Below are 13230 nucleotides of genomic sequence, written 5' to 3'. Positions count from 1 at the left end.
TACCGCCTCCGGCCGCTGACCCGCTCAGGCGGTGCCGAACCGAACCCCCGGTCAGGCGACGATGTTCACCAGGCGGCCGGGGACGACGATCAGCTTGCGCGGGGTGGCGCCGGCGAGCAGGGCCGCGATCTTCTCGTCGGCCAGTGCGGCGGCCTCGATGGCGGCGTTGTCGGCGTCGGCGGGCACCTGGATGCGGCTGCGCACCTTGCCGTTGACCTGGATCGGGTACTCGACCGTCTCCTCCACCAGCCACGCCGGATCGGCCACCGGGAACGGACCGTGCGCCAGGGATTCGCTGTGCCCCAGGCGTTCCCACAGTTCCTCGGCGACGTGCGGCGCCAGCGGGGCCAGCATCAACACCAGCGGCTCGACGGCCGCGCGCGGCGTGCCGTTCGGGTAGCTCTTGGTGAGATGGTTGGTCAGCTCGATCAGCTTGGCCCCGGCGGTGTTGTCGCGCAGCGCGGCGAAATCCTCGTCGACGCCCGCGATCGTCCGGTGCAGGAAGCGCAGCGTCTCGTCGGTCGGCGCGTCCTCGGTGACGCGGCTCGCGCCCGTCTCCTCGTCCACCACCAGTCGCCACACCCGCTGCAGGAACCGGTGCGCGCCCACGACGTCCTTGGTCGACCACGGCCGCGAGGTGTCCAGCGGACCCATCGACATCTCGTAGAACCGGAAGGTGTCCGCGCCGAACTGGTCGCACACCTCGTCGGGGGAGATCGCGTTCTTCAGCGATTTGCCGATCTTGCCGTACTCCTGGGACACCTCGATCTCGGTGCCGGTGGCATCGGTCCAGAAGAACGCGCCGTCGCGCTCCACCACCTCGGCGGCCGGCACGTAGGCGCCGCGCGGGTCGGTGTAGGCGTAGGCCTGGATGTAGCCCTGGTTGAACAGCCGCCGGTAGGGCTCACTGCTGCTGACGTAGCCCAGGTCGAAGAGCACCTTCTGCCAGAACCGCGCGTAGAGCAGATGCAGCACGGCGTGTTCGACGCCACCGACGTAGAGGTCCACCCCGCCCGGGTCGTCCGGGCCGTGCTCGGCGGTGCGGGGGCCGAGCCAGTACTGCTCGTTCTCCTTGGCGCAGAACGCGTCCGCGTTGGTGGGGTCGGCGTAGCGCAGCTGGTACCAGGAGCTGCCCGCCCAGTTCGGCATGACGTTGGTGTCGCGCCGGTACTTCTTGGGCCCGTCGCCCAGATCCAGCTCGACGTGCACCCAGTCGGTGGCCTTCGCCAGCGGCGGCGACGGCTCGGAATCGGCGTCGTCGGGGTCGAAGGTCACCGGGGCGAAGTCGTCCAGCTCCGGAAGCCGCACGGGCAGCATGGATTCCGGCAGCGCGTGCGGGGCGCCGTCTTCGTCGTAGACGATGGGGAACGGCTCGCCCCAGTACCGCTGGCGCGCGAACAGCCAGTCGCGCAGCTTGTACTGGATGGTGCCGGTGCCGTGCCCGTCGGCCTCCAGCCTGCCGATGACGGTGGCCTTGGCCTCCTCCACCGACAGCCCGTTGAGGTAGTCGGAGTTCACCAGCTCGCCCTCACCGGTGTGCGCGGCGGCGGTGATGTCGCCGCCGGAGATCACCTCCACGATCGGCAGGCCGAAGGCGGTGGCGAATTCCCAGTCGCGCTGGTCGTGGCCGGGCACCGCCATGATCGCGCCGGTGCCGTAGCCGCTGAGCACGTAGTCGGCGATGAAGATCGGCACCCGCGCGCCGTTGACCGGGTTGACCGCGTGCACGCCGAGGAAGACGCCGGTCTTCTCCTTGTTCTCCTGCCGCTCCAGATCCGACTTGGCCGCGATGGATTTGCGGTACTGCGCCACCGCCTCGGCGGGGGTGGCCGCACCGCCGGTCCAGCGGGGGTCGGTGTCGGCGGGCCACTGCGCGGCGGCCAGCGCGTCGACCAGGTCGTGCTCGGGCGCCAGCACCACGTAGGTGGCGCCGAACAGGGTGTCCGGGCGGGTGGTGAACACCTCGATCTGCCCGGCCGGGGAGTCGAAGCGCACCTGCGCGCCGCGCGAACGGCCGATCCAGTTGCGCTGCATGGCCTTGACGTTCTCCGGCCAGTCCAGCAGGTCCAGGTCGTCGACCAGGCGGTCGGCGTAGGCGGTGATGCGCATCATCCACTGCCACAACCGCTTACGGAACACCGGGAAGTTGCCGCGCTCGCTGCGGCCCTCCGCGGTGACCTCCTCGTTGGACAGCACCGTGCCCAGGCCGGGGCACCAGTTCACCATCGAATCCGTCTGGTACACCAGGCGATAGGAATCGATCACGGCGGCGCGCTCGGCCTGCGACATGCTCGCCCAGTCCTTGCCGTCGGGCGCCGGGCGGGCGCCGGAGGCGAACTGTTCCTCCAGCTCGCTGATCGGGCGGGCCCGGTTCAGCTCCAGGTCGTACCAGGCGTTGTAGATCTGCAGGAAGATCCACTGGGTCCAGCGGTAGTACTCGGGGTCGGTGGTCGCGAAGGAGCGGCGGCGGTCGTGGCCGAGGCCGAGCCGGTCCAGCTGCCGCTGCATGGTGGCGATGTTGGATTCGGTGGTGTCGCGCGGGTGTGCGCCGGTCTGCACCGCGTACTGCTCGGCGGGCAGGCCGAAGGCGTCGTAGCCGAGGGCGTGCAGCACGTTGCGCCCGCGCATGCGGTGATAGCGGGCGAACACGTCGGTGGCGATGTAGCCCAGCGGGTGCCCGACGTGCAGGCCCGCGCCCGACGGGTACGGGAACATGTCCTGCACGAACAGCTTGTCCGCGGGCAGCGTCGCCGTCGGCCCGGCGAGCGGCCCGGTGGGGTTCGGGGCGTGGAACGTCCCGCGCTCGAGCCAGCGCTGCTGCCACCGGCGCTCGATGCGGCCCGCGAGCGCGGCGTTGTACCGGTGCTCGGGTACATCGCTTTCGGTTGCACGAGTGTCCTGCACGGTCCTGCCTTCTTGTTTCTCGCCGATATCCCGACAGACGTCGGCTATCAGGGTAGAACGTGGGCTCGACCGGACCGGCAGTCGGGCCGTACCGGCGCTGCGATACCCTGACGTGGTGTTCGTCGTCGCCCTCGTCCTGTTCGTGCTGGCCCTGGTGGCCATCGCAACCGGCCTGCTCGGCCTGACAGGCAGGCTGCCGCGCAACCGGTTCGTCGGGGTGCACACCGAAGCCGCTCTCAGCTCCGAGCAGACCTTCCGCATCGCCAACCGCGTCGCCGCCCCCACCTCGGTGGGTGCGGGCGCGCTGCTGTTCGCCGGTGGCCTGGTGGTCCTGGCCGCGGGCACCCCGGTCGCCCTCGTGGTCGCGTTCGTCGCCGCGGTGATCGCCCTGTTCACCCTGGGTGCGGGCGCCGACGCGGCAGGCCGGGCCATCGCCGATCTGGTCCCCGCCCAGCCGAGCGGCGCCTGCGGGCAGTCCTGTGGCGCGTGCTCGCTGCGGGAAGCCTGCGGCCCCGCCCACTGACGCGGTTCGCCGACCTGCCCGCGAGTTCCCGGGGCGGCGTAAGCACCACCTCTTGCCCATCCGCAACCCGCGCGTGCTGACGTTCTCGCCGGTACGCTGGTCGTGAGCCCGTTCACAGCGGGTTCGGCACGGGGGAGGTTTCCATGTTCTTCGGCTCGGCGTGCTTCGGTTCGGCGATCGTCGCTCTCGTCCTCGGGGTCGTGCTCGCGGAGGTGCTCCATCCCGCGTTCGGGTGGATTCTGCTCGCGGTGGCCGTGGCGCTCGTGATCGCGGGCACCGTGCGCGGCCGGAACGATCCGCCGGGCGGTCCGCGGCGCGCCGCTTCCCGTCGCTCCGCGCGACGCGCGGCAGGCGGCTGGAGCGCGGGCGGTATCGGCTACTACGGCAGCGGCGGTGACAGCGGTGGCGCCTGGGGCGGTGATTCGGGCAGTGGCGGGTCCGGCGGTGGTTCGAGCTGTGGGGGTGGTTCGAGCTGTGGCGGAGGTTCGGGCTGCGGCGGTGGTTGCGGCGGCGGTTGAACCGTCTCAGGGCGCCAGGCCCGGCGGTGGATCGACGCTGCGGGACAGCGGGCTGCCCGCCGGATTGAGGTACAGCACGAACAGCGTCACCGGATCGCGGCCTCGGTTACGCGCGACGTGGCAGTTGGCGGGCCCGCTCGGCTCGCGGAACACGCGCGGGCGGCGGTAGGTGACGGGCGCGCCGTCGGCGTAGGGATGGTCCAGGGTGCCGCGGGCGACCAGGACGACCAGCGTCCCGTCGTGGTAGTGCCAGCCGCTGCTGCCGCCGGGCGCGATCACGGTGTGGCGCACCACCACCTCCCGCCGGCCCAGCCGCAGCCGCAGCAGCACCCGACTGGCCGTTCCCGTCGCCGGGGCGGGGTTCGGCCGCAGGGCCGGTTCGTATCCCGGAATCACCCGTCCATGGAACCACCGCCGGTGAGCGCGGCGAGCACGGCGCGCCCGGCCGCCGGGTCACCGACGGCGATGCGGGCGCTGCCGTCCGGATAGGCCTTGGCGGTGATTCCGGCCCGGCGCAGCGCGGTGGCGACCCCGGGGCCGGGTAGGTAGAGGAAGTTGGCGTGGCTGCGGGGGACCGCGCGACCGCGCGCCCGCAGCGCCGCGCGCAGCCCGTCGCGTTCGGCGGTGATGCGGGCGACCCGGCGGGTGAGTTCCGGCCGGGCGGCGTAGCAGGCGGCGACCGCGGCCGTAGCGGTGGCGGGCACGCCGAAGGGCAGCTGATGGCGCCGGACCGACGCCATCCGCGTTCGATCGCCGAAGGCGTAGCCGATACGCAGCCCGGCCAGTCCGTAGGCCTTGGAGAAGGTGCGCAGCACGAGCACGTTCGGATGCGCGCGCAGGAGGGCGGTGGTGTCGAGCCGGTCGGCGGGCGCGAGGAATTCGACGTAGGCCTCGTCGAGCACGACGGTGACCCGCTCCGGGAGCCCGCGCAGGAAGGCGCGCAGCGCGGCGGCCGTGATGAGCGCGCCGGTCGGGTTGTGCGGGCGGCAGATCACGACCAGGGCCGTCCGTTTGTGCACAGCCATCCCCAGGGCGGCCGGGTCGGGCGCGCCCGCGGCGTCACACGGCACGGGGACCAGGACCGTTCCGGTCATTTCCGCCAGGATCGGATACCCGTCGAATGTCGGTGTCGCGGTGACCAGTTCCGCGCCGGGACCGGCGAGCGCCGCCATGATCTGTGCCGCCACCCCGGTCGCGCCCGCGCCGACGACGACCTGCTCGGGATGCAGGCCGAGGTGCCCGGCGATCAGCTCGGGCAGCGTGCGCGGCCGGAACTCGGGATAGCGGTTCGCCCCGGCCAGCGTCTGCTGTACCGCGTGGAGCACCGACGGCAGCGGCGGGTACGGGTTCTCGCTCAACGACAGGTCGAAGCGGCACGGTGGGCGCCGCCCGGACCGGCGCGCCGAGCGCGAGTCCTCGGCCAGGTCCAGGGTCATCGCGGTGCACCCCAGCGCAGCGCCGCCGCGGCGGCGAAGTCACCGGCGTGCGCGAACGCCGCAAGCAGCACCAGCGCGCCCTCGCGCAGTCGTCCCTCCCGGTTCGCGATGTCGAGGGTGACCGGGATGCCCGCGGCGAAGAGGTTGCCGCAACGGTCGAAGGTGTCGGGGTGGCGTTCGGGCGGAAGTTCCAGTGCCTCACGCCAATTGCGCAGGAACAGCCGGTTCGGTTGATTGGTGACGAACGCGTCCACCTCGCGACCCGCGATCCCGAGCCGGTCGCACACCGCCAGCGACACCTCCGGCACCAGCCGGTTCCCGCGCGCGAACACCTTGGCCACCTTCGACTCGGAGAACCGCACGCATCCCTGCCCCTCCCCGGGTTCCCAGTACTTGCGCGCGCCGCCGGTGGAAAACGCCATGTCACCGGCGAATTCGGGGTAGGTGCGGCATTCGATGTCCAGAATCGGCGCGCGGTCGTCGGCGACGAGCAGCCCGACCCCGCAGCCGTCACCGGGCACCGGCGCCTGCGCCAGCCCGCGGATCTCGGTCTGGGTGAACACCGGTCCCGCGCAGTTCTGGGTGACGGCGATCAGTGCCGTGCGCGCCGAGGTCGTCCGCAGGAGCATCGCGGCGAGGCCCATGAGGTGTATGAACGCCGCACACCCGCCGTTGTGCACGTCGTAGACCCAGCCCGGCCGCATGCCCAGCCTGCGCGCCACCTCCGGCCCGCAGCCGAGCACCGGATTGTCGGGCAGTTGGGTGTGGGTGAGCAGCACGTCGACGCTGGTGAGCAGATCGGGGCCGTGCCGCTCGACCAGCGGGGCGACCGCGCGCTCGACCATGTCCACGGCGGTCTCCTCCCGCCCGACGTGATGGCGCGTACGCGGGGCGCGGAACATCACGTTGGCGGCCATCCGGTCCGACCGGGAAAACCGGGTGAAGTACTCGGTGCCGACCGGTTCGCCCGGCAGGTAGGACGCGACGTCGGCCAGGCTCACCGGCGGAAGCCCCTGGGGATGGTTGTGGATCATCGCACCCACCTCATTCCATCCAGGACGGCTTCAGCGGAAGCCCGTGGGCGGCACGGTATTCGCAGATGGCCTTGAGATTGTCCAGCTCGAGGCGATGCCCGGCGGAGAACATCTCCCAGAAGTCGCCCACCCAGACCGGCCTGCCGGGCGGTGCGGTGTCCGGATAGGGGTTCTCGTCGTAGAAGGGGTGGCGGCAGTTGTTCCACAGCACCACCGACCCGGGCCGGTTCAGCACCACCTGGGCGTCGACGACCCGCATCAGGTAGATCATCCACAGGTGCTCGCCCTGGTCCCACGCGCAGTGATAGTCGACGGTCATCGCGTGCGGATCGGCCACGGTCCTGGTGTAGATGGTGGTCGCGTCACCGAGCCGGTCGTGGGCGCGCCACAGTCCGGGTTCCGCCGTTTCGGTGAATCCGCGCAGGCTGTAGGTCCATTCCTCCAGCGACCGCGTATCGGCCAGGTACTCGTACACCGCCCGCGGCGGCGCGGCGACGAAATCCTGCACCGGACAGAAGCGCCCGTAGATCTGATCGTGCGGATACACCGACCGCAGCATGTCCATGATGATCGGGGTGGTGGCCTCGCGGTCGGAGTTCTCGATCCGCAGGATGCCCGGTACGTCGTCGGGGAGGTCGCTGAGGGCGGGCAGGGCACTGGTGGTCACGGTGATCTCCTCGGGAGGTCGTGGAAGGGGGCGAAGGGCGGCATCTCGTCGGGGTCGCAGACGATTTCGAGGAAGGCGGGGCCGTGGTCGGGCAGGCAGACCGGCAACGCGGCGGCCAGTTCGGCCGGTGTGCGCGCGGTGCGCACCGGCAGGCCGGGGAACATCGCGGCGATGCCAGCGCCCAGGTGGGCGGGCCGGAAACGGTTGTAGCTGTAGCGGTCTCCGTAGTAGACCTGCTCGCGGGTGACGCACATCGCGTGCGCGTTGTTGTTCAGCACCACCACGGTGACCGGCAACCCGTACTCGACGGCGGTGTGCACCTCCATGCCGTGCATGTAGAACGCGCCGTCGCCGGCGATCACCACGGTGCGCCTGCCGCGAGCGAACGCCGAGCCGATCGCGGAGCCGAACGCATACCCCATGCCGCCCATCCCCAGCGCCACCGTGAACCGGCCGTCGGGCGGCACGCGCAGGTGATGGACCACCGCCGCGCCGGTGTTGCCCGCGTCGCAGACCACGTCGGTGCCGGTCGGCAGCGCGTCGGAGAGCTGTTCGACCAACGCGCGATAGCGCAGACCTGGCCCACTCGCCGGCGGGACGTCCATCGCGGTCAGCCGGATGCCCGGCCGTGGCGTCGGCGCCCGCGCGGCCGCGGTCCGGCATCCGGTGTCGGCGCCGAACTCCTCGGCCAGCTCGGCCAGGGTGACGGCCAGATCGGTGCTGGCGGCGTGCCGGGCGGGCAGGAACGGCGAGGACGCGCCGACGCTCACCAACGGGATCGCCGCCAGCTGCTCGGTGAGCCCGGCCCGCGCGGTCACCGTCATGGTGGCGCCGACCAGCAGGCACACCGCGCCGGTGCGTAGCGCCGCCGCCGCCTCGGCGTGGCCCATCGTGCCGACCACGCCGCAGAAACCGGGGGCGGTGTCGTCGTAGCAGTCCTTCGCCTCGGGGGTCACCGCGACGGCGGCGTCCAGTGCCCCCGCCAGGGCGGCCAGCTCGGCGCGCGCGTCGTCACGGGCGACCTGATCGCCCGCGACGATCACCACCTTGCCCAGCCGCCGGGCGGTGTGCAGCATGGCTCGCACGTGCTCCAGCCCGGCGCGATCGTGCACGTGCCGTGGCTCCAGCGGCACCGGCACACACGGGTAGCCCTCGGCCTGCTGAACGTCCTTGGGCAGCAACAGCACCGCGGGACCGCCCTGTCGCGCTGCCGTGACCGCGCGGTCGAGCCGGACCGGCAGCTCGCGCGCGGAGTCGACCCGGGCGCAGTAGCGGCTGATCGAACCGAACAGCACGGCCGCGTCGATCGTGCCCGCCGCCCCGCTGGTGTCCTGGAACGCGCCGCGCCCGGCCAGCCCGGTGGGCGGCTGGCCAACCAGGGCCAGCACCGGCACCCGCGAGGCGAACGATTCGGCCAGTCCGGCAACGAGATTCATGGCGCCACCGCCGGAGGTCGCCGCCACCACCCCGAAGCCGGTGGCGCGCGCGTACCCGTCGGCCATGGTGGCCGCGGAGAACTCGTGCTTGGCGATCACACCGGTGACGGGTGAGTCGTACAGCGCGTCGTAGAGATCCTCGATGTTGGCGCCGTCCACCCCGAAGACGTGGCGCACGCCCAGGTGCGCGAGGGTGTGCACCAGCTGGTCGGCTACCCGGTCCGGCATGGGCGGCTCCTTCCGCGCGCGGTCCGCGTTCAGGAGGTACACGGGCGGGATGGGTGGCCGGTTCACGGGAATCCGAGCCCGGGGCTTGCATCTACGTATACATCTACATATAGTTGGTTCATGCCCAACAAGACGATCTACGTCGCCGACGACGATCTCCCGCTGTTCCAGCGTGCGCAGGAGTTGGTCGGCGGCAACCTGTCCGGCGCGGTGGTGACGGCGCTGCGCCGCTTCATCGAGCTGGAGGAGGGTCGCCAGGAAGGCTACGAGGAGGTCGTCCTCAAGGTCGGCCACAACGGGGTGCGCCAGGTGCGCTTCGCGGGCACCCTGCTCACCGAGTGGCGCGAGATGGGCGACGAGGGGTTCGCGCGCATCCGGGTCTACCGCAGCCGCAAGGGCAAGTTCGTCCTGCACACCCAGGACTCGAAGTGGTCGGACTACCCGACCACCGACAACTGGAACTGGCGGCGGATGCTCGGCATCGGCGACCCGGACTGGGGCGAATTCGTCCTGACCATCGTCGATTCCGTGTCCGAATTGAAAGGCAAACTGCCGGACCCGCTCTACGAGCGGGTCGTCGACGTCACCGAACATCCGAAGATCGAGGACCTCGACATCTGAGCCGACGCGCGGCAGAGACTCGCGCCCAACCGCACATCCAGACCACACCGCGCCCCGGGGCGTGGTGGCGATGAAACATGCGTTTATTCGAATTCAACTATGAAAGGACCATCCGATGAGGGACACCCAGCGCGCGCCGGCGATCTCGGCGCGCGGGCTGTGCAAGAGTTTCGGTGAGCAGGTGGTGCTCGACGGCATCGACCTCGCCGTCGCGCCCGGCACCATCTTCGCCCTGCTCGGCCCCAACGGCGCGGGCAAGACCACCACCGTGCAGATCCTCACCACATTGATGCGCGCGGACGCCGGTGAGGTCAGGGTCGGCGGTTTCGACGTGGCGGCCGAACGCACCGAAGTCCGCGGGACGATCGGGGTGACCGGTCAGTTCGCCGCGGTCGACGAACTGCTCACCGGCCGGGAGAATCTGCTGCTCATGGCCGACCTGCACCACCTGCCCCGCGCCGAGGGCAAGCGGCTGGCCGACGAACTGCTGACCCGCTTCGACCTCACCGAGGCGGCCGACAAGACCGCCGCCACCTACTCCGGCGGCATGACCCGCCGTCTCGATCTGGCGATGACCCTGGTCGGCGACCCGCGCATCATCTTCCTCGACGAGCCGACCACCGGCCTCGACCCGCGCAGCAGGCGCGACATGTGGCAGATCATCGCCGACCTGGTCACCGACATGGGCGTCACCGTCTTCCTCACCACCCAGTACCTCGAGGAGGCCGATCAGCTCGCCGACCGCATCGCGGTGCTGAACCACGGCCGGATCGTGGCCGAGGGCACCGCCGCGGAGCTCAAGCGACTGGTGCCCGGTGGACACATCCGGCTCGACTTCGCCGACGCCACGAGCCTGCGCAGCGCCGCCGGTGTGCTCGACGGCGCCCGCGTCCTCGACGGCGAGGGCGGCGGGTTCACCCTGGCGGTGCCCAGCGACGGCGGCGTGCGTTCGCTGCGCGCGGTGCTCGACCGGCTCGACGCCGCCCGTGTGGAGGTCGACGGATTGTCCGTGCACACCCCCACCCTCGACGACGTCTTCCTCACCCTCACCAGCGCACCGACCGCCGACACCACCTCGAAGGAGGCCCTGCGATGAGCGCGACCGCACTCACCGATTCGATGACCATGCTGCGGCGCAACCTCGTGCACGCCAAGCGCTACCCGAGCATGGTGTTCAGCGTCGTGCTGATGCCGGTGGTGCTGTTGCTGGTGTTCGTGTTCGTCTTCGGCGGCGCGCTGGAGAAGTCCTCCGGCGGCAACTACATCGACTACCTCACCCCCGGCATGCTGCTGATGATCCCGGCCTACCTCACCGCCTCGGTGGCCGTCTCGGTCTCCACCGACGTCACCAAGGGCATCGTCAACCGGTTCCGCACCATGGCGATCGCGCCCTCGTCGATGCTCACCGGGCACGTCTTCGGCACGGTGCTGCTCGGCATGCTCGGCACCGTGGTGATGATGGCGGTGGCGTTCCTGGTCGGCTGGCGGCCGCAGGCCAACCCGCTGGAATGGCTGGCCGTGTTCGGTCTGCTCGCCCTGCTGGTGTTCGCCCTGGCCTGGTTGTCGGTCGCGCTGGGACTGCTCTCGCCCAACCCCGAGGCCGCCAGCAACGCCGTCTTCCCGGTCATCATGCTGCCCTTCCTCGGCAGCGGCCTGGTCGCCACCGACACCATGCCGGTCGGCATGCGCCAGTTCGCCGAGTACCAGCCCTTCACCCCGATCACCGAGACCGTGCGCGGGCTGCTGATGGGCACCGAGATCGGCGGCCAGGGCATCGCCGCGCTGGCCTGGTGTGTCGGGCTCGGACTCGCCGGCTACCTCTGGTCGGCGCGGATCTTCGCCAAGCAGGCGGGCTGATCACCCCGCCGCGCGACGACATGCCCCACGGGTACGCACCCGTGGGGCATGTTCTCGTGCGCCGGGGCGGTCACACGTCGCCGGTGAGCAGCACCCGGTTCGTCTCCGCCGAGGTGATCTCCACCCGGCGCACCTGCTCGGGGGCAAGATCGACGCTGCTGTCGACGGTGAGCGAGGTGCCCGGGCCCGCGGGCCATTCACCCAGGTCGACGCGGCTGCCGTCGGCGCCGATCACCGCGAGCCGGTAGCGGCGGGTGTAGGCCTGCTCGCCCGCGCCGTAGTCGCAGGTCATCACGACACGGGTGCGATCGCCGTCGGCGAGCAGCCGGAAACTCGCCGCGATCGGCGTCGGCTCCACCGGACTCATCGACCGTTCCGCCAGCACCTGTTCGGCGGTGGCCGGCGGGGCGGTCTGCTCGCGACCGGCCAGCACCGGCACGGCGATCGCGACGGCGGCGGCCGCACCCGCGAGCGCGGCGCCCACCGCGACCCAGCGGCTGCGTCGCCTGCGCCGCTCCGCAGCGGCGGCCAGCGTCGGCAACAGGTCGGGGGCGGCGGGCGCCGGTGCCTGTTCGTCGCCCGCGCCGATCATCGTCTCGGCGGTCTCGGCGTCCACCAGGGCGAGCATGCCGGGCAGACCGGCGAGTTCGGTCACCGCCGCGCGGCACTCCGGGCAGCCCGCCAGATGCTCCTCGTACTCGCGGCGTTCGGCACTGCCGAGTGCACCGAGCACGTACGCCGCGTCCCACGTCGTGTAGTCGTCGGCGATCTCGGTCATCGGTCGGTCACCCCCATCTCCTGCAAGGCCAGCCGCAGCGCGCGCATCCCGTAGTGCATCCGCGACTTCACCGTGCCCGCGGGAATGTCGAGCTCGGCCGCGATCTGGTTGGTCGACAGGCCGCGATAGTAGGCGCGCACGATCACCTCCCGGTGGTCGGCGCTCAGCCCGCCCAGCGCGTCGGCGACCAGCCAGCTGTCCAAGGCGCGATCCGAGCGGTCCGGCTCGGCCTGCTCCGGCGGATTGTCGGTGCGGAACTCGCGACGGTTGCGCGCGCTGCGGAAATCGTCGACCACCAGGTTCCTGGCCACGGTGAACAACCACGCCCTGGCCGAGGTGGTCGACTGGTCGAGCACGCTCGGGCGCTGCCAGGCGCGCAACAACGTCTCCTGCACGATGTCCTCGGCCCGGCCCGCGTCGCGCACCAGGCCCAGCGTGTACCGCCACAGCGCGGGCGCGTGCTCGCGATAGAGCACCCGCATCAGTTCGGCCTGGTCGTCGGGCATCGATCACCTCCCGCCCATCCCACGACGCGGGAGGCTCCCCGGTTCACCCGGCGTCGCTCAGTTCCGTTCGACCTCGATCGGGTGGGTCGCCAGCAGCGACATCGGCAACGGCTGGCGGCGGAGCACGTCGGCCCACAGGTCGGGGCGCGCCGCGCTGATCGGATCCGTGGGCAGCGCGGACAACACGATCCAGTCCTCGTTGTCCAGCTCGCCCTCGAGCTGGCCGAAGGTCCACCCGGCATATCCCGCGAACACCCGGATGCCCTCGACCAGCGGTGCGATGCGCTCGGGATCGGCGGCCAGGTCGACGAGCACGACCCGGCCATCGATGCGGCGCAACCCGGGCACGCCCGCGGTGGAGGCACCCACCTTCAGCGTGCCGAGGCACAGTGCGGCGTCGCGTTTGACCGGTCCGCCGAAGTAGAGGGTGCCCGGGTCGGCCGCCAGCGCCGACCAGCGCGGTAGCACGTCGGCGAGCGAGGTCTCGCTGGGCCGGTTGATCACCACGCCGAGACTGCCCGAGTCGTTGTGCTCCATGATGTAGACGACCGAGCGGCGGAACGTCGGCTCGGTCAGATCGGTGGCGGCCAGCAGCAACGTCCCGGCGCGGACCACCTGCTCGCCGCCGCGGAATTCGCGCCGTCGCCGGTCGCCGTGCCCGCCCTGAGTTTTCCGCTCGTCCGGGTCGTCTGCGCGTGCCACACCGACATCATCGCAGTTTG

14 protein-coding genes are annotated in these 13230 nt (G+C 71.3%); 5 read left to right on the top strand and 9 right to left on the bottom strand.

The genetic code is table 11. The features are described from left to right. Positions 1-51: 51 nt before the first annotated feature. A complete protein-coding gene (gene leuS, locus CRM89_RS21485) occupies positions 52-2904 on the bottom strand; it encodes a leucine--tRNA ligase (protein WP_086845628.1) in 2853 nt (950 codons plus the stop codon). A 115-nt stretch (positions 2905-3019) separates the two neighbouring features. On the opposite strand from leuS, the gene CRM89_RS21480 reads away from it, so the two are divergent. Both CRM89_RS21480 and CRM89_RS21475 read left to right on the top strand, forming a co-directional pair. Continuing rightward, the gene (locus CRM89_RS21480; protein WP_060595076.1) at positions 3020-3427 is read left to right on the top strand and encodes an SdpI family protein; all 408 of its coding nucleotides are present in this window, start codon (positions 3020-3022) and stop codon (positions 3425-3427) included. Positions 3428-3570: 143 nt separating this feature from the next. Further along, positions 3571-3945, top strand: coding sequence for a hypothetical protein (locus CRM89_RS21475; RefSeq protein ID WP_076573740.1), 375 nt, complete (start codon positions 3571-3573; stop codon positions 3943-3945). A gap of 6 nt (positions 3946-3951) precedes the next feature. On the opposite strand, the gene CRM89_RS21470 is transcribed toward CRM89_RS21475, so the two are convergent. The 5 genes from CRM89_RS21470 to CRM89_RS21450 are packed head-to-tail and all read right to left on the bottom strand — an operon-like array spanning position 3952 to position 8746. Further along, positions 3952-4341 carry a cupin domain-containing protein gene (locus CRM89_RS21470; protein WP_098085882.1) on the bottom strand — a complete coding sequence of 130 codons (390 nt, stop codon included), beginning with the start codon at positions 4339-4341 and terminating at the stop codon, positions 3952-3954. After that, positions 4338-5381, bottom strand: a complete 1044-nt coding sequence (locus CRM89_RS21465; protein WP_086845632.1) for an aminotransferase class I/II-fold pyridoxal phosphate-dependent enzyme — start codon at positions 5379-5381, stop codon at positions 4338-4340. The genes CRM89_RS21470 and CRM89_RS21465 overlap by 4 nt, the downstream gene beginning before the upstream one ends. Continuing rightward, on the bottom strand, positions 5378-6415 hold the full coding sequence (locus CRM89_RS21460; protein WP_086845657.1) for a 3-oxoacyl-ACP synthase III family protein: 1038 nt from the start codon (positions 6413-6415) through the stop codon (positions 5378-5380). Before CRM89_RS21460 ends, CRM89_RS21465 begins: the two co-directional genes overlap by 4 nt. A gap of 10 nt (positions 6416-6425) precedes the next feature. Then, positions 6426-7082, bottom strand: a complete 657-nt coding sequence (locus tag CRM89_RS21455; RefSeq protein WP_060593988.1) for a hypothetical protein — start codon at positions 7080-7082, stop codon at positions 6426-6428. Beyond that, positions 7079-8746, bottom strand: coding sequence for a thiamine pyrophosphate-binding protein (locus CRM89_RS21450; RefSeq protein WP_098087077.1), 1668 nt, complete (start codon positions 8744-8746; stop codon positions 7079-7081). The genes CRM89_RS21455 and CRM89_RS21450 overlap by 4 nt, the downstream gene beginning before the upstream one ends. Positions 8747-8866: 120 nt before the next feature. Between CRM89_RS21450 and CRM89_RS21445 the strand changes: the two genes are divergently transcribed. The 3 genes from CRM89_RS21445 (at position 8867) to CRM89_RS21435 (ending at position 11224) form a co-directional block, all read left to right on the top strand. Then, on the top strand, positions 8867-9367 hold the full coding sequence (locus tag CRM89_RS21445; RefSeq protein ID WP_060593989.1) for an EXLDI protein: 501 nt from the start codon (positions 8867-8869) through the stop codon (positions 9365-9367). Positions 9368-9482: 115 nt separating this feature from the next. After that, on the top strand, positions 9483-10463 hold the full coding sequence (locus CRM89_RS21440) for an ATP-binding cassette domain-containing protein (RefSeq protein ID WP_098085877.1): 981 nt from the start codon (positions 9483-9485) through the stop codon (positions 10461-10463). Next, positions 10460-11224 carry an ABC transporter permease gene (locus CRM89_RS21435; RefSeq protein WP_060593991.1) on the top strand — a complete coding sequence of 255 codons (765 nt, stop codon included), beginning with the start codon at positions 10460-10462 and terminating at the stop codon, positions 11222-11224. Before CRM89_RS21440 ends, CRM89_RS21435 begins: the two co-directional genes overlap by 4 nt. Positions 11225-11294: 70 nt before the next feature. Here CRM89_RS21435 and CRM89_RS21430 read toward each other — a convergent pair whose 3' ends face one another. From CRM89_RS21430 to CRM89_RS21420, 3 genes are read right to left on the bottom strand one after another with little or no spacing between them, the layout of a single operon-like run. Next, positions 11295-12002, bottom strand: coding sequence for an anti-sigma factor (locus tag CRM89_RS21430; RefSeq protein WP_098085874.1), 708 nt, complete (start codon positions 12000-12002; stop codon positions 11295-11297). Further along, positions 11999-12508, bottom strand: a complete 510-nt coding sequence (locus tag CRM89_RS21425) for a sigma-70 family RNA polymerase sigma factor (protein ID WP_011212046.1) — start codon at positions 12506-12508, stop codon at positions 11999-12001. The genes CRM89_RS21430 and CRM89_RS21425 overlap by 4 nt, the downstream gene beginning before the upstream one ends. 57 nt (positions 12509-12565) lie before the next feature. Further along, on the bottom strand, positions 12566-13210 hold the full coding sequence (locus CRM89_RS21420; RefSeq protein WP_011212045.1) for a YqgE/AlgH family protein: 645 nt from the start codon (positions 13208-13210) through the stop codon (positions 12566-12568). Positions 13211-13230: the final 20 nt, after the last annotated feature.

The sequence above is a fragment of the Nocardia sp. FDAARGOS_372 genome, from assembly GCF_002554515.1.
Lineage (GTDB): Bacteria > Actinomycetota > Actinomycetes > Mycobacteriales > Mycobacteriaceae > Nocardia > Nocardia farcinica.
This window is presented reverse-complemented; position numbering and strand designations above follow the sequence as displayed.